The organism is Kitasatospora sp. NPDC001547 (assembly GCF_042894165.1).
Classification (GTDB): Bacteria; Actinomycetota; Actinomycetes; order Streptomycetales; family Streptomycetaceae; genus Kitasatospora.
The window spans coordinates 365,322-382,599 of the sequence record NZ_JBIAVL010000005.1 but is presented as its reverse complement, the minus strand read 5'-3'; the positions used below and the strand labels follow the sequence as shown (position 1 = coordinate 382,599).

The 17,278-nt window shown below is 75.0% G+C and carries 14 protein-coding genes; 4 read left to right on the top strand and 10 right to left on the bottom strand.

Going from position 1 to position 17,278, the window contains the following annotated elements; all coding sequences use genetic code 11:
* Positions 1 to 78: 78 nt before the first annotated feature.
* The gene (locus ACFY0X_RS12595) at positions 79 to 1,053 is read right to left on the bottom strand and encodes a LysR family transcriptional regulator (RefSeq protein WP_387752751.1); all 975 of its coding nucleotides are present in this window, start codon (positions 1,051 to 1,053) and stop codon (positions 79 to 81) included.
* 114 nt (positions 1,054 to 1,167) lie between these two features.
* On the opposite strand from ACFY0X_RS12595, the gene ACFY0X_RS12590 reads away from it, so the two are divergent.
* Together ACFY0X_RS12590 and ACFY0X_RS12585 are read left to right on the top strand one after the other, a co-directional pair.
* A complete protein-coding gene (locus ACFY0X_RS12590) occupies positions 1,168 to 2,553 on the top strand; it encodes an MFS transporter (RefSeq protein ID WP_387752749.1) in 1,386 nt (461 codons plus the stop codon).
* 9 nt (positions 2,554 to 2,562) lie between these two features.
* Complete coding sequence (locus tag ACFY0X_RS12585) at positions 2,563 to 3,042, top strand: macro domain-containing protein (protein ID WP_387752746.1); 480 nt, start codon at positions 2,563 to 2,565, stop codon at positions 3,040 to 3,042.
* Positions 3,043 to 3,133: 91 nt separating this feature from the next.
* Here the strand turns inward: ACFY0X_RS12585 and ACFY0X_RS12580 are convergent, their stop codons facing one another.
* The gene (locus tag ACFY0X_RS12580; protein WP_387752744.1) at positions 3,134 to 3,706 is read right to left on the bottom strand and encodes a GNAT family N-acetyltransferase; all 573 of its coding nucleotides are present in this window, start codon (positions 3,704 to 3,706) and stop codon (positions 3,134 to 3,136) included.
* Between the two features lie 180 nt (positions 3,707 to 3,886).
* Here ACFY0X_RS12580 and ACFY0X_RS12575 point away from each other — a divergent pair, with 180 nt between their 5' ends.
* Complete coding sequence (locus ACFY0X_RS12575; protein ID WP_387752741.1) at positions 3,887 to 4,705, top strand: TetR family transcriptional regulator; 819 nt, start codon at positions 3,887 to 3,889, stop codon at positions 4,703 to 4,705.
* Between the two features lie 79 nt (positions 4,706 to 4,784).
* Here ACFY0X_RS12575 and ACFY0X_RS12570 read toward each other — a convergent pair whose 3' ends face one another.
* Positions 4,785 to 6,065 carry a GNAT family N-acetyltransferase gene (locus ACFY0X_RS12570; RefSeq protein WP_387752739.1) on the bottom strand — a complete coding sequence of 427 codons (1,281 nt, stop codon included), beginning with the start codon at positions 6,063 to 6,065 and terminating at the stop codon, positions 4,785 to 4,787.
* 40 nt (positions 6,066 to 6,105) lie between these two features.
* Positions 6,106 to 6,624, bottom strand: a complete 519-nt coding sequence (locus tag ACFY0X_RS12565) for a GNAT family N-acetyltransferase (RefSeq protein WP_387752736.1) — start codon at positions 6,622 to 6,624, stop codon at positions 6,106 to 6,108.
* Between the two features lie 123 nt (positions 6,625 to 6,747).
* Here ACFY0X_RS12565 and ACFY0X_RS12560 point away from each other — a divergent pair, with 123 nt between their 5' ends.
* Positions 6,748 to 7,071 carry a hypothetical protein gene (locus ACFY0X_RS12560; protein WP_387752733.1) on the top strand — a complete coding sequence of 108 codons (324 nt, stop codon included), beginning with the start codon at positions 6,748 to 6,750 and terminating at the stop codon, positions 7,069 to 7,071.
* A 51-nt stretch (positions 7,072 to 7,122) separates the two neighbouring features.
* Here the strand turns inward: ACFY0X_RS12560 and ACFY0X_RS12555 are convergent, their stop codons facing one another.
* From ACFY0X_RS12555 to ACFY0X_RS12530, 6 genes are all read right to left on the bottom strand, one after another.
* Positions 7,123 to 8,430 carry a C40 family peptidase gene (locus ACFY0X_RS12555; protein ID WP_387752730.1) on the bottom strand — a complete coding sequence of 436 codons (1,308 nt, stop codon included), beginning with the start codon at positions 8,428 to 8,430 and terminating at the stop codon, positions 7,123 to 7,125.
* 292 nt (positions 8,431 to 8,722) lie between these two features.
* On the bottom strand, positions 8,723 to 9,805 hold the full coding sequence (locus ACFY0X_RS12550; protein ID WP_387752728.1) for a hypothetical protein: 1,083 nt from the start codon (positions 9,803 to 9,805) through the stop codon (positions 8,723 to 8,725).
* An 88-nt stretch (positions 9,806 to 9,893) separates the two neighbouring features.
* Positions 9,894 to 11,690 (bottom strand): threonine/serine exporter ThrE family protein, encoded by a 1,797-nt coding sequence (locus tag ACFY0X_RS12545; RefSeq protein WP_387752725.1) that lies wholly within the window; start codon positions 11,688 to 11,690, stop codon positions 9,894 to 9,896.
* A gap of 206 nt (positions 11,691 to 11,896) precedes the next feature.
* Positions 11,897 to 12,550, bottom strand: coding sequence for a DedA family protein (locus ACFY0X_RS12540; protein ID WP_387752723.1), 654 nt, complete (start codon positions 12,548 to 12,550; stop codon positions 11,897 to 11,899).
* Between the two features lie 196 nt (positions 12,551 to 12,746).
* Positions 12,747 to 15,104, bottom strand: a complete 2,358-nt coding sequence (locus ACFY0X_RS12535; RefSeq protein WP_387752720.1) for a hypothetical protein — start codon at positions 15,102 to 15,104, stop codon at positions 12,747 to 12,749.
* 61 nt (positions 15,105 to 15,165) lie between these two features.
* Positions 15,166 to 17,100 (bottom strand): ATP-binding protein, encoded by a 1,935-nt coding sequence (locus tag ACFY0X_RS12530; protein WP_387752717.1) that lies wholly within the window; start codon positions 17,098 to 17,100, stop codon positions 15,166 to 15,168.
* Positions 17,101 to 17,278: the final 178 nt, after the last annotated feature.

Sequence of the window (17,278 nt, the reverse complement as noted above, 5' to 3'; positions counted from 1 at the left end):
CCGACCTCCCCCCTGAGCACCGCCCCTGCCCTTCCCCCCGGGGCAGGGGCGGTTTCCTTCCCTCCCCCGGCGGGGCGGCTACGGCAGCAGCGCGGCGTCCGCCTCGGGCAGCCAGCTGCCCGCCGGGCGGCGCAGCCAGCCCTCCGCCGCGCCGAGCGCGCTCGCCGCGGCGGCCAGCGCTCGCAGCCCCGGGTGACGCTCGCCGGGCCGGTGCACCAGGCTGACCAGGCTCAGCGGCACCGGCTCCACCAGCGGGACGTGAACCGTCCCCGGGATCCGCGGGCCGCCGACGGTGGTCAGCATCGGATCGCCGTGCCGGACGAGGTAGCGGGCGGTCTCGTCCACGCCCACCGGCGGCACGTAGGGCGCGGCCGCCGTCAGGCCGTGCTCGCGCAGCAGCCGGGTGCCCAGGTCGGTCCACTCGGTGGTGGCCGGATTGCCCGCGCAGACGTCCACCGGGTGCCCGGCCAGCTCGGCCACCCGCAGCACCGGGCGGTCGGCCAGCGGGTGGGTGTCCGCCATCATCACCGAGACCCGCTCCAACCGCACCGGCAGCTGGACGAGCCGGCCGCGCACCGGGGCCGGCAGCCCGGCGAAGCGGCCGAAGGAGGCGTCCAGCCGGTGGGCCAGCAGTTCGGCGGCGGCCGCGGCCAGTCCGCCGTGGAAGCGGGCCAGCAGTTCGCCCTCCGGCCAGGCGGCGCGGGCCCGTTCGAGCACCCGGTCGGCGGTGAGGTCCGGGCCGGTGACGTCGCTGTTGAGGTCGAGCAGCAGCGGCCGGGCGGCGGCCCCGGTCAGCGCCCCGGCGAGGATCTCGTCGTGCAGGGCGAGGAAGCGGCGCGCCCGGGGCAGCAACCGCTCCCCGGCCGGGGTGAGTTCGACGCTGCGGGTGGTGCGGGTGAACAGCGCCTCGCCGAGCAGCCCCTCCAGCGCCCGGACGTCCCGGCTGAGCGCCTGCTGGGCGATGTGCAGCCGCTCGGCGGCCCGGCCGAAGTGCAGGGTCTCGGCGGTCGCGACGAAGCCGCGGAGCAGACGGGGGTGCAGGTCACGGGGCATGGGCGGAAGATTAACAACAGCGTGTTGTGAGTACGGCGGAACAGGTGTTGGACGGCCGCCCGCCGCCGGCGCCAGGCTGGGTGCACACCCCTTCCCCCTGCTCACAGGAGCCCGATGCCCCCGCGCGCCCTCCTCACCTCCTACCGGCGGCTGTTCGCGGCCCCTGGCGCCGCCGCCTTCACCCTGGCCGGGCTGCTCGGCCGGCTGGCGCTGTCGATGAACGGCGTCGCACTGGTGGTGCTGCTCTCCGAGCGGCGCGGCTCCTACGGGCTGGCCGGCGCGGTCTCGGCGGCCGGGCTGGTCGCCGGCGCCATCGGGATGCCGCTGATCGGACGGCTGGTGGACCGTTACGGGCAGGCGCGGGTGACGGTACCGGCCGCGCTGTACAACGCCGTTCCGCTGACCGGACTGCTGCTCTGCGTCCGACTCGGCGCACCCGACTGGACGCTCCCGCTCTGCTCCGCGGCCTGCTCGGCGGCCCCCAACCTCGGCGGCATGGCCCGCTCCCGCTGGGCCCACCTGTACCGGGACGACCCGGCCGCCCGGCACCTGGCCAACTCCTTCGAACAGGCGCTGGACGAACTCTGCTTCATGGCCGGGCCGGTGCTCGCGATGGTGCTCTGCACCACGCTCGCGCCGGAGGCCGGGCTGATCACCGCCGGCACCCTCGGCACCGCCGGCGCCCTGCTGTTCGCCGCCCAGCGGCGCACCGAACCCCCGCTGCCCGCCGCCCCGGCGCAGGGGCGGGAGGCGGCCGGCCGGCGGCACGGCTCCCCGCTGCGGGCGCCCGGACTGCGGGTGCTGGTGCTGACCTTCCTGGCGACCGGCATGGTCTTCGGCGCCACCGAGATCACCACCGTGGCGTACGCCGACGCGCTCGGCCACAAGGCCTCGGCCGGCCTGCTGCTGGCCCTGGTCGCGGCCGGTTCCTGCGTGGCGGGGCTGCTGTTCGGGCTGCTGACCCCGCGCCGGGCACCGGGTGCGCGCTTCCTGCTCGGCGCCACGGCGATGGCCGCGGTGCTGCTGCTGCCGCTCGCCGCCGGGCTGGGCGGGGCCGGGCTGGGGCTGCTCGGGGTGACGCTGTTCGCGGCCGGCACCGCCACCGCTCCGACCATGGTGACCGGGATGACGCTGGTCCAGGAGCTGCTGCCGCAGCGGCAGTTCAACGAGGGGATGGCGATGGCGGTGTCCGGCATCGTGGTCGGCATCTCGGCCGGGGCGGCGCTCGCCGGGACAGTCGCCGAGCAGGCCGCGCCGGGCACCGGCTACGCCCTGCCCGCCGTGGCCGCCGGGGCCGCGCTGCTGATCGCGCTGGCGGGGCGGCGGCACCTGACGATGCGCAAGGCGCCGGCCGCGGACGGCGCGGCGGGCACGGCGGCGGGCGAGGCGGTCGAGGGCGGCCAGGGCACGGCGCTGGACGGCGGCCGGAGCGGGGCGGCGGACGGGGGCCGGAGCGGGGCGGCGGAAAATGCCGAGCCGATTGTCAGTGGCACCCTCTAACGTCGAGGCATGGGGGAAATCACCTACGTCCGAGGCGATGCCACCACGCCCCAGGGCAAGGGCGTGAAGGTGATCGCGCACGTCTGCAACGACCTCGGCGGCTGGGGCAAGGGCTTCGTGCTCGCGCTCTCCAGACGCTGGCCCGAGCCCGAGGCGGCGTACCGACGCTGGCACCGGGAGCGGGCGAAGAACGACTTCGGCCTGGGCGCCGTCCAGTTGGTGCCGGTCGGTCCGTACCTCTGGGTGGCCAACCTGGTCGGCCAGCGCGGCATCCGGACGGGGCGCTCCACCGGAGTGCCGGTGCGCTACGAGGCGATCGACACCGGGCTGGCCGCGCTCGGCGGCCACGCGCTCCGGCTCGGCGCCTCCGTCCACATGCCGCGGATCGGCTGCGGCCTGGCGGGCGGGCGGTGGGAGCGGGTCGAACCGCTGGTCACCGCCCGGCTGACGGCCCGGGGCGTCCCGGTGACCGTCTACGACTTCGACTGACCGGAACGATCCGGCGGTCCCTCCACCGATCCCTTTCCACCGACCGTCTCCATCGGTCCGTTCCCACCGATCGACTCCCCCAATCCGTTTCCTACCGGTCCGTCGGCTCCGGCCGGTCGGCCCCGACCGCCACGCGAGCGGCCGGCCAGGCGTACACGTACTCGGGCAGCAGGAATCCGCCGGGGAACTCGCCCTCCTGCTCCCGCACCCGCTCGGCGCCCTCGCGCTCGTAGAAGGCGATCGCGCGGGTGTTGTCCCGCAGCACCTCCAGGAAGAGTCCGGCCCCGGGGTGCCGCTCGGCCACCCGGGCGCGGGCCGCGGTCAGCAGCTCCCGGCCGATGCCGCCACCGTTCAGGCCGGGGCGCACGTGCAGGTTGTCGATCAGCACCGCGCCGTCCGGCTGCGGGACGAGGTAGATGAACCCGACCGTCGCACCGGCCCGTTCGGCCACCAGGAGCTCCGGGGTGTTCTCCGGCTCCCCGTAGTCGGCGTCCAGGCGGAGTCTCCACAGCTCGCGCCGCTGGGCGACCATTCCGTCGCCCAGTCCCTCCTCCGGGACGATCCCCCGGTAGGCGGTGCGCCAGCTCAGGGCGTGCAGTTCGGCGACGGAATCGGCGTCCCGCGGTCCGCCGCGCCGGATGAGGGTCTGACCTGAACTGATCATGTGACCAGCCTCCCACAGAGAAGGAGTTGAACATGTTCAACCGATACGACTACAGTTCTGCTGGGTTTTTGAACGCGTTCGAAATGAGGGGGGTCGTCGTGGTACCGGATGCGGAGGGGGCATCCGGTACCACGAGCACCGACACCGGGTGGAACGTCGTCTCCGGCTAGGCTCGTGCTCGTGGACGACCTGGCAGCGACGAACCGAACGGACGGCGAGAACGGCACGGCCGGGGCTCCGGCCGTGCCCGGACCGGAGGGCGGGCCCGGGCCGGAGACCGGGCCCCTGCCCGGCGGCCGGGCACAGCCGAAGACCGACAAGAGTGAGGCGACCCGGGCGCTGATCCTGGAGACGGCCATGCGGCTGTTCCAGGAGCGGGGCTACGAGAAGACCACCATGCGCGCGATCGCCACCGAGGCCGGTGTCTCGGTGGGCAACGCGTACTACTACTTCTCCGCGAAGGAATTCCTGATCCAGGGGTTCTACGACCGGATGACCTACGAGCACGCGGCCGACGCCAAACGCCGCATGGCCCACACCCGGGACTTCTCCGAGCGGTTGCAGATCGCGCTGACCTCCTGGCTCGACACGGCCGCGCCGTACCACGAGTTCTCCGCGCAGTTCTTCCGCACCGCCGCCGACCCGACCAGCTCGCTGAGCCCGTTCTCCAACGAGTCCCACCCGGCCCGGGCGACCGCCGTGGAGCTGTTCCGCGAGGTGCTCCAGGGCTCCGAGCTGGCGCCCAAGTTGGACGCCGAACTGGTCGAGCTGCTGCCGGACGTGCTCTGGCTGCACCTGATGATCGTGGTGCTCTACTGGGTCTTCGACCGCACCCCGGACACCGAGCGGACCAGGGAGTTCGTCCGCCGCTCGACGCCGCTCGCGGCCCGGGTGATCAACCTGTCCCGCTACCGGGTCTTCCGGCCGATCGTCCGTGACGCCAAGGGCCTGATCCAGGACTTCATCCTCCCCACCATCGGCAAGACGGCGGTCAAGTAGCACCCGGACGAGCAGCACCCGACGACGGAGGAGGCCGGCCCGCGACGAGCGCGGGCCGGCCTCCTCCACGTGGACGGCCTCAGAACTCGGTCGGCGACCAGGCCCGCACCGGGGTGCGCAGCAGCAGGTCGGCGGCGAACGCCGCGCCCGGGCGCAGCTCGGTGACCAGCGCGGCCGAGGCCAGCCTCGACGCCGTCTCGGCGCCCAGGTAGAGCGAGCCCAACTCCGAGGCGCCGAGCGCGAGGTCGGCGTCGTCCGTGGTGCGGGCGCACCGACCGGTGCCGTCCTCGGACACCTCCAGCGCCCAACGGCCCGAGGCGTAGCCCAGCTTGTCGTCGACCTCCAGCACCACCCGGCCCGGGGCGCCGTACGTCCTGGCGGCGAACGCCGACTCGACGTCCAGCACCCGCAGCCACATCAGGTCCGCGTTGTCCTCGTGCGGGGTGGCCGCGCGCGGGTCCTGGAGGAGCAGCGGCAGCGGGTCGTCGGGGCCGAGGTTGGGCACCTCGACCCGGGCCACCCAGTCGACCGAGAGCACCAGGCGCCACAGCTCGACGGAGGTGGGCAGGTCGTGGGCGAGGAACTCCTCCACGGTGAGCTTGCAGTCGGGGTAGGCGCCGTCCCACTTGTCGCCGATCCGGTAGACCACCAGACCGGTGACCGCGCCGTCGGCGTCCCGGTGGACGGCGGCGAACGGCTCCTTGAACTCGTTGCCCGGCGTACGGACCTCCCCGACGGTGCGCTCCCACCAGAGCGCGTCGCGGTCGATCGCGCCCGGCTGGGTGTGCCGCCAGCGCTTGTACAGCGCGGCCCCCAGCTCGCGCAGCTCCGGCATGGTCACGAAGTCGATCCGGCCGCCGGGGACCCCCGGCAGCCCGTCGCGCAGCCCCCGGGTGCGGCGCAGCTCGATGTTCCAGCCGCCGCCACGGGTGGCCGGGCCGAAGCCGAACCGGCCGTAGATGTTGTACTCGGCGGCCATCAGGATGGCGACCGCGCTGCCGCGGTCGGCCGCCGCCGCGAGGTCCCGGCGCATCATCGCGCTGAGCAGGCCCCGGCGGCGGTGGGTGGCGCTCACCGTGACGTTGGTGATCGCGTCGGCCGGGACGACGGCCCCGCCCGGAACGGTCAGCTCCGCGTCGAAGCTGCGGAAGGTCGCGATCTGGCGGTCGCCGTCGAGGCCGGCCAGCATCCGGCCCGGCACCCACTGCCGACGGCGCAGGTCCGCCGCGCTGCCCAGGTCAGGGCGCAGGAAGCCGAGGTCGAGCGCGCGGCCCCAGGCCTCCACCTCGTCCTCGGAGACCGCCCGGACCTGGAGCCCGTTCACGGTGTCGACGGTCGTGTGATCGATGCTGCTGCCCATGGGGCCACCGTACGGCGGCCCTCCGGGTGGCGGCATCCGATTATTCCGTGCCCGACCCGACGTGCTCGCCCGGCACCACCACCCAGTGGTTGGCGCGCAGGACGCGGCCCGCGAAGTCGATGTCCCGCTCGCCGAGCAGCCGGAAGCCGAGCGCCCGGCAGATCCCGTTGGACGGCCCGTTGGTGACCCCCGGGTTGGCGTGGATCTCGCCCCAGTGACCGTTCGCGGCGGCGTCCAGCACCTGACGGACGGCCGCCTTGGCGAGGCCGCGGCCCTGGTGCTCGGGCAGCACCATCCAGCCGATCTCGGAGACCGTCACGCCGTCCTCCTCGTCCGACCAGAGCGTGACGGTGCCCACCGCCTCGTCGTCCTCGGCGCCGTCCGGCACGATCATCCTGACCCAGGGGCCGTCGGCGGCCGTCAGGGCGAGGTCCTTGCGCAGCCGCTCCTCCACCGCCTCCCGGGGCAGCGGGCCGCCCAGCTCGGCCATCATCACCGGGTCGCAGCGCATCCGGACGTACGCCTCGACGTCCTCCGCCCGAACATCCCGCAGTCGCATGACGCCTCCTCAGTGCCGGTCCGGGCGGCCACGTTAACGCGGCCCACCGACAGTGGCGCCCGGGCAGCCCGGGCTGGCATCCTCGTGCCGGTTCAGGCACAGACGATCTGCTTCGGGGGAACCATGGAGGACCGGTACGTCCGCGAGCTGGAGAAGTACGAGGGCCGGGCGCTGGCGGCGAAGCTCGTCGGCGGGCTGACGGTCGCGGGCTGGCTCTGGGCGCTCTGGCTGGTCTTCCTCCCGGGCGACGGGCTCTGCGGCTCCCCGGCCTCCTACGAGCCGACCGGCTTCCACATGGCGGAGGCCTGCGACTCCGAGATGATCGGCCGGATCGGCAGCGCTCTCGCCGTCCTCCTGGTGTCGCTCCCGTTCGCCGCGCTCTGGGCCTGGACCGTGGTGCGGCTGCGCGACAGCCGCCGGGAGGCGGCCGCGCTGTCCGGCCGGTAGCCGGTGCCGCCCGCCGGGCCCCGGCGAGAGCGGGCGGGCGGCGGGTGCCGGCTACGGCCTGGCGTAGAAGTCCGGGGTGCCCATGATCCAGAGGCTGGCCTGCTTGACCGGCATGCCGGCCCGCGGGGCCTCGATCATCTGGTCGTCGCCGACGTAGAGCCCGACGTGGTGGATGTCGGCGGCGCGGCCGGTGGTGCTCCAGAAGACGAGGTCGCCCGGCCGCAGTTGGCGGTAGCCGATCGGGGTGCTCCGGGCGTACTGGTCGGCGGCGAAGTGGTTGAGCTGCCGGCCCCCCTCGCGCCAGGCCATCATGGTCAGCCCGGAGCAGTCGTAGCCGCCCGGGCCCTCGCCGCCCCAGACGTAGGGCAGGCCGATCCTGGACCTGGCGAAGGCGACGGCGGCGGCCGCGCCCTCGGCCGACCACGGGCGGACGGGGGGCGGCGCGGCCTGGGCCTTCGCGGCTCTCTCCGCCTCGGCTCTCTCCGCCTCGGCTGCCGCCGCCGCGGCGGCGGCCCGGGCGGCGGCCTCGGCCTCGCGGGCGGCGATCGCCTCCAGCGCCTCGCGGCGTCGGCGCTCCAGCTCGACGGTGGTGTTGCGGGCGGCGGCCAGTTCGACGAGCAGTTGCTCGCGGCGACGGGCGGCGGCGGCCACCTCCACCTGCTGGGCGGCGAGCCGCTGTTCGGCGCGGCCCCGGGCCGCGCCGACCTCGGCGGCGGCCCTCCCGGCGGCCTCGGTGGCGGCCCGGGCGGCGGCGGAGGCACTGCGGGCGGCGGCGGCCGTGGAGGTGGCCGCGTCCAGGATCTGCCGGGTGCGCTCGCCGACCTGGCCGACCGCGGCGGCCCGGTCGCCCGCCTCGCGCGGGCCGTGGGCGCCGAGCAGCGCGTCGAGGGCGGACAGCTCGGCGCCCGCGCCCTGCCGGTACGTCTCGGCCGCGAGCCGGGCCGCGTCCTCGGCGGCGGCCGCCCGCTCGGCCTCGGCGGCGGCGGCGCGCTGCGCGGCGGCGTCCTCCTCGGCGCGGGCCCGGGTGAGGGCGAGCTGGGCGCCGTTGTAGGCCTCGACAGCCTGTTCGGTGGTGCGCGCGGCCCGGTCCAGCTCGGTCCGGGCGGCGGTGAGCGCGTCCTCCAGGGTGTCGGCCGAGGAGGCCTTGCGCTCGGCGTCGGCCCGGGCCCGGTCGATCTCCTCGGTGGTCGGGTACGGCTCCTCTCCCCCGGCCCGGCCGGTCGCCGGATCGACGGCCCGGCCGGTCGCCGGGTCGACGGCCACCGGTTCGCCGGGCGTCGGCACGGCCTGGGCGGCGGGGAGCAGCCCGAGCATGACGGTGAGGGAGAACAGGACGGTCGGCAGGAGCCTGCGCGCCACGCGACATCCCTTCTGACGGGTCCGGAGGGGACGGCGTCGGACGGTGCGCGGCGTCCGGGCGGGCGGCGGCCCGGGGATCGGCGGGGTCCGATGAATCATCCCATCACGTGACAGAACGGTCACATGAGGATCATGTTCTCAATTCCGGCTGGCTCCATGCCTGGAAAGCGCTCCGCCGGTCGGGTGACCATCGGATGATCCGACCCATCCTCGACCGTGGCCCGCACCCCAGGTCGGGCGCGGGAGCAGGCGCAAGTGCAGGAGCAAGTGCAGGAGCAGGCGGAGCGGCGGGCTACCGCCCTGTCCGGCGGGTGTGCGTCCGCAGCCGGGGGTGCCGCGCGGGCCGGCTCTCCAGCCCGGTCGGAGTGACGGCGACGGCCCGGCTGCGCCCGGCCCGGACGGTACGGCGGCGCTGCTGCGCCAGCCGGGAGCGGACCGGAGCGGCCTCGACCACTCCGGACGCCGGGTCCGCCGCACCCCCGGCCCTTCCGACCGCCCCCGCGGCGGCGGCCGAGCGGCGGTCGGCCAGCCGGGCCTGACGGCGGGCCAGCGCCCGGGCGGCGTGCGCGTCGAGGTGGGCGGTGGCCCGGGCGGCCATCCGCTCGGCCACCCGGTGCGCGGCCGGGTGGTTGGCCGGGACCTTGTCGGGCGCCCCGGCGATCAGGTCGAAGAGCCAGGTGCGGGCCCGGTCCGCGCGCCGGTGCAGCAGGCGCTCGCGCCGCAGCGCACGCGCCCGGCGGCGGGGGCGCGCGGCGTACCGCCAGCGGGCCCACGGGCTGCTCGGGCGGCCCAGCCGGATCGCACCGATCCAGGACAGGCCGGGGACCATGATCCCGAGCAGGCCGGTCCACACCTTGCCCTTGAGCAGGGTGATCACCGAGGCCAGCGCGTTCACCGAGATGACCGTGATCAGGCCCCACCTGGTCTCCTCGCCCGGCACCACGCCGAGCGGCACGTACCCGACCAGCAGCAGGGAGGTGAACAGGATGCCGAAGATCACCGCGTCCACCGACTTGCGGCCCTGTTCGCTCCAGTACACGTCGTCCAGGTGCAGGATCAGCGCGAACTCGTCCAGCACCAGGCCGCAGCCGATGCCGAAGGCCAGCCCGAACCAGTCGATCCACGGGTGCCCGCCGTAGGTGGCGAACACCCCGATGCCGCCGAGCAGCAGGAAGCCCAGGCCGAACACCATGTGGTGGATGTGCAGGCCGCCCGGGGTCACGTTGCCCGGCCACCAGCGCACCTGGGCGCGGATCATCCGGACGCTGAAGCGGATGAAGACGAAGGAGGTGATGAATCCGACCAGCAGCAGGAACAGCGGTTGCTTGTGGGCGGCGACGATGTGGTCGCGGTAGCCGTCCAGCAGTGTCGTCATGGGTCTTACCTTCGTTCCTGGTGCTGCGTGCTGGCTGCCGTGACGTGGCCCGGGCCCGGATCGCCCCCGGCGGCGGGCCGGCGTCCGGTCAGAAGCCCCGGGTGCGCTTGGCCGCCCGGCGCGGCATCACCGGGTAGAGCGACGGGCGCTCGGCGCCGACCGGCAGCTTCAGGAACAGCCGGGCTATCTCCCCGCCCAGGTTCACCCCGACGGCCAGCGCCATCGCGATCGCCGCCGCCCGGAAGACCGACACCAGGCCGGCACTGGAGTGCCCCTGGGCGAAGGCGAGCATCCCGAGGTAGAGCGCCGAACCGGGCATCAGCGGGCCGATCGCCGCGGTCACGTACGGCAGCGCCGAGCCGTTGCGGTAGCGCGCCATCAGCTGGCCGAACAGGCCGACCAGTCCGGCCGCCACGCCGGTGGCCGCGATCGGATTGACCCCCGCGTTGTACACCAGCGCGCCGTAGCTGGCCCAGCCGATGCCGCTGTTGACGGTGACCAGGGCCAGCGTGCGGCGGTCGGTCTGCAGCAGCGTCGCGAAGGCCAGGGTCAGCAGCATCGCGGCGACCATCTGGACCGGCGGGTAGCTGACGCCCGCGAGGCTCTCGTCCGGGCGCAGGTTCGCCTCGAAGCCGACCCCCAGGTAGAGGATCACCATCACCCCGATCACGATGCCCGCGACCAGGTAGACCACCTCCAGCAGACGGGCCGCGGCGGTGATGTAGAAGCCGGTCAGACCGTCCTGCACGGCGGCGACCAGGGCGCGCCCCGGCAGCAGGGCGAACAGCCCGCCGGTGATCACGACCGACCCGCGCAGGCCCCAGTCGTTGAGCGACAGGACGATGCCGGACGCGGCGGCCGGCATCGCCGCCGCCACGAACTGGTAGAACTCCGGCAGCCGGCGCCGGGCCAGTGCCGAGGCCAGCCGGTCGCCGAGGACGGCCGCGACGAAGGCGCTCGCGAACACCAGCCAGGCCTTGTCGTCCATCCGCCCGCCGACCAGGAAGGTGGCCGCGCCGGCCAGCAGGCCGGTGGTCAGGGCGAGGAACCAGGCCGGGTACGGGTGCCGGTTGCGGCGGATCGCCGCGAGCCGGCGGTAGGCGTCGTTGACCGTCACCTTCTCCGCGGTGATGTCCGCGACCAGCTCGTACACCGCGTCGAGCCGGGTGTAGTCGGAGGTGCGACGGCGCACCACGCGGTCGGCGGTGACCGGCGGCTCGACCAGCGACGGCTGGTACGAGATGCCGATCAGGGTGAAGGTGACCTGGGGCTCGCAGCGGTCCAGCCGGTAGGCGTGGGCGATGCCGAGCATCGCCGCCTCGACGTCCTCGGCCGCCTCGCCGCTGGCCAGCAGCAGCTCGCCGATGCGCAGCGTCAGGTCGAGGATGCGCGGGACGTTGCGGGTGACGGACGCGGAGGGGTGCATCTCCCGGGCGGTGCGCTCGAAGGCGGGCCGCTCGGACATCGGGGTGCGCAGCAGGGTGCGCATCCGGTCCGGCCAGGGGACCTCGCCGGGGGCGCCGGCGGTCAGGTCCGGGACGGGGATGCCGGTGGGCGGGGTGTAGCCGGCCGCCCGCCACTCCTCGGGGGTGAGGGTGTCCTCGGCGACCGAACGGCGGCGCACCGGGCGCTCGGCCTCGGCCCGCCCGGTGTCGAGCCGTCCAGCGTCGGCCCGCCCGGTGTCGACGCGTCCGGTGTCGGCCCGGCCGGTGTCGAGCCGGGCCGACGACGCGGGCACCGGCTCGGGAGTCCGCTGCGGCTCGGGGGCCAGCAGGCCCTTGGTCTCCGGGACGGGCGGGGCGAGCGGGACGACGACGGTGGGTTCGACCGGCGGGGCGGGGTGGCCGAGCAGGCCCTCGGTGGGCGGGGCGTCGGCAGGGTGCACCGGCTTCGGGGGTGCCTGCCGCGCCTGTCGGACCGCCCGGCCTCCCCTCGCCCGCTTGCCCGCACCCGGTCGGCCCCGCTTAGGCACTTCCGCTCCTTGCCGCCCCTGGTGGCCGCCGGCCACCGCTCGATCTCGGGTTACACCTTGCCTGATCGAACAGCCGGACGCACATGTACGCGGCGTCACGTGGCCGGAGCGGCGGACGCCTACCCGGCGCGGTGGCGGGCGGTGCCGGCCGCGCCGGAACGGCGGGCCCGCAGCAGCTCGATCGCCACCGGGATCACCGAGACCAGCACGATGCCGACCAGGATGGCCTCGATGTTGTCCCGGACGAACGGGATCTGCCCCAGGAAGTAGCCGAGCACGGTGACGCCGCCGCCCCAGAGCACGCCGCCGATCACGTTGAACAGCACGAAGGTGCGGTAGTTCATCCTGCTCACCCCGGCGACGATCGGGGTGAAGGTGCGGACGATCGGCACGAAGCGGGCCAGCACGATCGCCTTGGGGCCGTGCCGGTCGAAGAAGGCGGCGGCCTTCTCGACGTTCTCCTGCTTGAAGACCCGGGAGTCGGGACGGCGGAAGAGGCTGGGGCCGACCTTGCGGCCGAAGAGGTAGCCGACCTGGTCCCCGGCCACCGCGGCGGCCACGATCAGCACGCAGATCAGCCAGAGCGGCTGGTGCAGGTAGGTGCCGCCGGCCACCAGCAGGCCGGTGGTGAACAGCAGCGAGTCACCCGGCAGGAAGAAGCCGATCAGCAGACCGGACTCGGCGAAGACGATGGCCAGGATGCCGATCGGGCCGAAGGTGGAGATCAGGGTGGTCGGATCGAGCCAGGACGGGCCGAGGGCGAGGCTGGTCACGGTGCGGGCACTCCGGGAGGTCGAGTCTTGGCAATGAGACAGTAAAGCATTGACAAAGACTCGGCTCGGGGCTGGATGGTTCCCGGCCGGACGTGCGGGCGGCCAGGGGCGGGAGGCCGGCGGGTCCCGGGCCGCGTACGCGCGCACGGCCCCGGCGGGGCCGGGAGCCCGCCGGGGCCGTGCGGTCGTCGGTCGGTCAGAGCCCGTAGCGCTCGACGGTCTCCTCGTGCCGGGCGAGGTCCGCGCCGGCCGCCTTGGCCAGCTCCGGCCAGGCGAGCGGGTGCGCCCAGCCGTCGGTCAGCCGCCGCAGCAGGGCGTCGGCCTCGGCGGCCGAGGCGGTCGGCGGGACGCCGAGGGCGGCGTAGACGCCGGGCAGGGTGTCGCCGCCGTCCGCCGGGTCGGTGATCCGGTACTCGTCCCCGCTGTACACCCAGACCGCGTACCCGGCGTCGTGCAGCTCCTCGCGCAGTGCCGACCACGCCTCGTCGCCGGGCCAGCCGCCGTCGATCCAGTAGGTGGTGTACCCGGCCGGGTCGAGCAGGGTGAGCAGTTCGAAGACCGGGCGCCAGCGGTGCCGCTCCTCCTCCGGGGCGTCCTCGGCCGGCGGGCGCTCCAGCAGGGCCGGGGCGAAGACCACGACGTCGCCGTGGTTGAGCGTCAGGTCGTCGCCGAGCACCGGCAGGATGCGCGCGGTGGCCGGACCGGTCCGCAGGGCGGGCAGGTCGGACGTCGCGCCGTTGGTGCGGGTGGCGCGGACGGTGATCAGCTGCCACTCCTCGTCGACCGGGCCCTCCGGTTCGTCGAACTCGATGTCGAGCAGCGCGCCGGTGGAGCGGACCACGGCCCAGTCCCGGTTGGCGGTGGCCGCGGTGATCAGGTGCCACAGGTCCGGCTCCTGGACCGTCCGGTGGCCGTCCTCCTCCTCGGCGGCGCCGGCCGGTGCCGCGCGCTCCAGCAGCTCCTGGTACATCCTCTGCGCGGTGGCGTGGTCGCCCAGCTCGGTGGCGGCGTGGGCGGCGAGGCGGCGGGTGTTGAGCACCTCGTCGTCCAGCGCCAGGATCGCCCGGCACTGCTCCAGCGCCTCGGCCCAGCGGCCCTCGGCGGCGGCCCAGCGGGCGCGTATCCAGTGCCCGTCGGCCGGGGCGGAGACGGCCACCCGGTCGGCGAGGCGGCGGATGCCCTCGGCGTCCCGGGCGTCGATCAGCATCTCGCCGAGCGCGCCGGTCAGCTCGCGGTCCTCCGGGTCGTCCTCCAGGTACCGCCACAGCACGTCGGCCGCGGCCCGGGCGTGGCCGAGGCCGCCCAGCACCGTCGCCAGGAGCACCGCCAGTTCGGTGGCGCCGGCCTGCACGCCCTGGTACCGGTCCAGGGCGACGGAGAGCAGGTCGGCGCCGGTCTCGTAGGGCACCCGGAGCTCGGCCAAGTGCGCCGCCAGCCTGCCCGGCGGGACGGGCAGCTCGGGCTCCGGCAGTGCCTCGGCGGCCGCGCGCAGGGCCGCGACCTGCTCCGACACGCCGTCGGTGCGCCGCAGCCGGGTGAGCTTGCGCTCCCCGGTCGCGGCGAGGGTCAGCGCCACCGTGCGGGCGCCGCGGGCGAGCGCGAGCCGACCCGCCGCCAGCAGCAGGTCGACGCACGGGCGGTGTGCGCCGACGCCGTCCAGGTACCCGACCCAGCCGGCCAGGACGGCGCCCAGCTCGGCGTCGTTCTCCTGGACGCCGGCCGCGACCAGCAGCTCGACCGTCTGCGTCCAGGCTCCGCGCAGGTCCGCGTGCCGGTCGGCCTCGGCCCGCTCGGGCAGCAGGGCGAGCGCCTCCTCGGTGCGGCCGAGCGAGGCGAGGGCGCGGGCCCTCAGCAGGGCGCCCCAGCGCTGGTCGCGCTCGTCCAGCCGGCGGCCCTGCGCCTGCTCGGCCCGCTCGGCCGTCGCGAGCAGCTCCAGCACCTCCTCGTGCCGGCCCAGCAGGTGCAGGGTGCCGGCCCGGGCGTGGTGGAAGCGGAGCGAGACCTGCTGGCCGGCCGCCCGCATCCGGTTGGCCGCGGAGTCCAGGTAGTCCAGCGCCTCGGCCGCCCGGCCGTCGTCCTCCAGCGCGTCGGAGTACTCGCGGGAGAGGCAGTCGTAGCAGGCCCGGGCGGGCTCGATCCGGTCCAGCGTCTCGCCGACCACGGCGAGGCGCTCGGCCACGTACCCCGGCCCGTCGACCCGGGCGTGGCAGATGGCGAAGTCCTGCACCACGCAGACGGACTGCGGGCAGCCCGCCGTCTCCTCCCGGTGCGCGAAGTCCAGCAGGTCGACCGCCTCGGGAAGCACCGCCTCGCCCTGCTGGCGCTTGTTCAGCAGGTTCTGCATCCGCCAGTGCCGCAGGTAGACCTCGACCCAGGGCAGCCCGAGGGCCCGGGCGGCGGCCACCGCCTCCGGGTAGAGCGCGTCCAGCTGCTCGTTGCGCCCCGCGGTGGCGTGCTCGGGCAGCTCGACGATGGCGTCGGCCAGCCGGTGGTGGCCGGCCTCGGCCAGCTGCCGGTGGGTGTCGCGCACCCAGGCCCAGATGTCGGCGGTCATGTCCGTTCCCCCTGCGTCGTGCTGATGAGTTGTCTACCGCACCCCACTGACAATCCGCCGGTCACGGCTCCTCCGAGAGGGCGCCGGGGCTGTCCGGGACCTCCGGCAGGCCGGCCGGGACGGCGGCGGTCAGGGCGGAGACCGCGGTGCCGATGCCGGCCAGCGCGGCGGTGAGGTCGCCCTCGGCCGGGCCGGACGAGGCCGCGGCCATGATCACCTTGATCGAGCGGAGCAGCCCGGCCGCGGTCGCGCTGCCGGTGTGCCCGGCACGGTAGGCGGCCAGCAGGTCCTGCACCGCCGGACTGGCCAGGTTGAGGTACAGCCGGGCCCGGACCCCGCCGTCGGTGCGGGCGGTGAAGGCGCGGGCCAGCCGCAGGGCGGCGGACGGTATCCGGGCGTCCGCCTGGTCATCCTCGATCCGGGCCTTCAGCTCGGCCTCGCGGTCCGGCACCAGCACCAGCGGCAGGCCGGGCGGGTCGAAGCGGGCCGGGACGAGCTGCTCGCCCGGGTCGGCGAGGGCGCCGGCCAGCCAGGCCGACTCGTGCGCCGGCAGCGGGCGCTCCGGGTCGCGGAACAGCTCGCGGTTGCCCTGCTCGCTGCCCAGCTCGACCACCCGGCAGCCGCGCAGCTGGGCGTAGCGGCGCAGGAACGGCAGGACGGCGTAGCGGTCGCCGCGGGCGATCGGCACCCGCATCGCCCGGTACAGCATCTCCTCGAAACCGCCGCCGCTGCCGAGCGCGACGTGCACCGCGCCGCCGCCCGCCGCGCGCAGCGCGCCGGCCGTGAGGTCGCCCTGCGAGGTGGGCACCGGGACGTCGTCGGCGAGCAGGGTGAACAGCCGCTCGTCGCAGAGCGCGGCTCCGAGCAGGTCGTTGCCGTGCCGGGTGAGAATGCGGCGCCAGGCGGCGGGCCGCATCCGGGCGGTCTCGTACAGGCCGTCCACGATGGCGTCGGTGAGGGCCTGCCGGAGCGCGTGGTAGTGCTCGTCGCGCTGGAGGTCCTCGCGGCTGGCGGTGGGGGTGAGCCGGTTGGACTCGACCACGCCGCCGATGAACCCGGCCCAGCGGGGCAGCAGGTCGCGGGCGTCCTCGGCGAGCAGCATGCCGCGCAGGTAGACGGCGAGGTCGCGGTTGTCGCTGCTGCCGTAGGTGCCGCCGTCCTGGACCCAGAGCAGGCCGACCGCGTCGGTGCCGCCCCCGACGGCCCCCTCCCCCTCGGCCTTCGCCTCGACGGGCAGCACCGGGAAGGCGGTGAGCGGCTCGAAGCGGCGGCCGAAGGCGGTGGCGAAGCGCATCCGGGCGGCGTACTGGTCCCCCTCCACGGCCTGCCGCCAGGGCACCTCGACGGAGTTGACCGGCTGGTCGTCCTCGCCGACGTAGACCGGGATCGGCAGCAGCACGCAGTAGCGGCCGAGCACGTCGCGCAGGACGTCCTCGTCGGCGAGGTGGCCGTGCTCGGCCTTGAGCGCCAGCTCGACCACCGTGCCCGGGCGGGGCCGGGCGGGCACCGGCTCGACCCGGTACTGCTCGCCGCCGCGGCTGCGGTAGCGGTGGCCGAGCCGCGGTTCGCGGTGCGAGGTGGTGGTGACGGTGACCTCGTCGGCGACCGAGAAGGCGGAGAGGAAGCCCAGGCCGAAGGCGCCGATCAGCTCCTGGTTGCCGGTCAGCTCGCGCAGCATCCGGGTGTAGCCGGTGCCGACGGTGGCCAGGTAGGAGTGGATCTCGGGCTCGGTGAGGCCGGCGCCGGTGTCCTCGATGGCGACGGTCCGCCGGGCGGCGTCGGCGCGCACCCGGATCAGCGGGTCGTGGTCGCCGTCCGGGTCCTCCAGGAGCCGGCGGGTGTGCGAGTCGTGCGCGTTCTGGACGAGTTCGCGCAGGGCGACCAGCGGGGTGGAGTAGAGGTGGGTGGCGAGGACGTTCACCAGGCCGCCGAGATCGACCTCGGTCGTGCGCAGTTCCTCGGCGGGGGTGGGCTCGGGCGGGGCACCGTCAGACATGGGGCCCCAGTGTGCCAGTGCGACTATCCGGCGACCATTTCTTTCTTCCGGACCTCGCCCCGGCGAATGACGGGGAACGACGGGGAATGACGGAATGCGGTCAGCTCCTCATTGACCAGCCCTCCACCATCGGGGGAATTGCCATCCGTCCGGTGGAGTTCGTCCACCCCACTGGTGA

What these genes read in the sequence shown, in the direction of transcription:
- ACFY0X_RS12585 (WP_387752746.1), top strand. Translation starts at nt 2,563, where the DNA reads ATGGGGGAAATCACCTACGTCCGAGGCGATGCCACCACGCCCCAGGGC.
- ACFY0X_RS12580 (WP_387752744.1), bottom strand. Translation starts at nt 3,706, where the DNA reads ATGATCAGTTCAGGTCAGACCCTCATCCGGCGCGGCGGACCGCGGGAC.
- ACFY0X_RS12570 (WP_387752739.1), bottom strand. Translation starts at nt 6,065, where the DNA reads ATGGGCAGCAGCATCGATCACACGACCGTCGACACCGTGAACGGGCTC.
- ACFY0X_RS12595 (WP_387752751.1), bottom strand. Translation starts at nt 1,053, where the DNA reads ATGCCCCGTGACCTGCACCCCCGTCTGCTCCGCGGCTTCGTCGCGACC.
- ACFY0X_RS12565 (WP_387752736.1), bottom strand. Translation starts at nt 6,624, where the DNA reads ATGCGACTGCGGGATGTTCGGGCGGAGGACGTCGAGGCGTACGTCCGG.
- ACFY0X_RS12530 (WP_387752717.1), bottom strand. Translation starts at nt 17,100, where the DNA reads ATGTCTGACGGTGCCCCGCCCGAGCCCACCCCCGCCGAGGAACTGCGC.
- ACFY0X_RS12550 (WP_387752728.1), bottom strand. Translation starts at nt 9,805, where the DNA reads ATGACGACACTGCTGGACGGCTACCGCGACCACATCGTCGCCGCCCAC.
- ACFY0X_RS12535 (WP_387752720.1), bottom strand. Translation starts at nt 15,104, where the DNA reads ATGACCGCCGACATCTGGGCCTGGGTGCGCGACACCCACCGGCAGCTG.
- ACFY0X_RS12560 (WP_387752733.1), top strand. Translation starts at nt 6,748, where the DNA reads ATGGAGGACCGGTACGTCCGCGAGCTGGAGAAGTACGAGGGCCGGGCG.
- ACFY0X_RS12590 (WP_387752749.1), top strand. Translation starts at nt 1,168, where the DNA reads ATGCCCCCGCGCGCCCTCCTCACCTCCTACCGGCGGCTGTTCGCGGCC.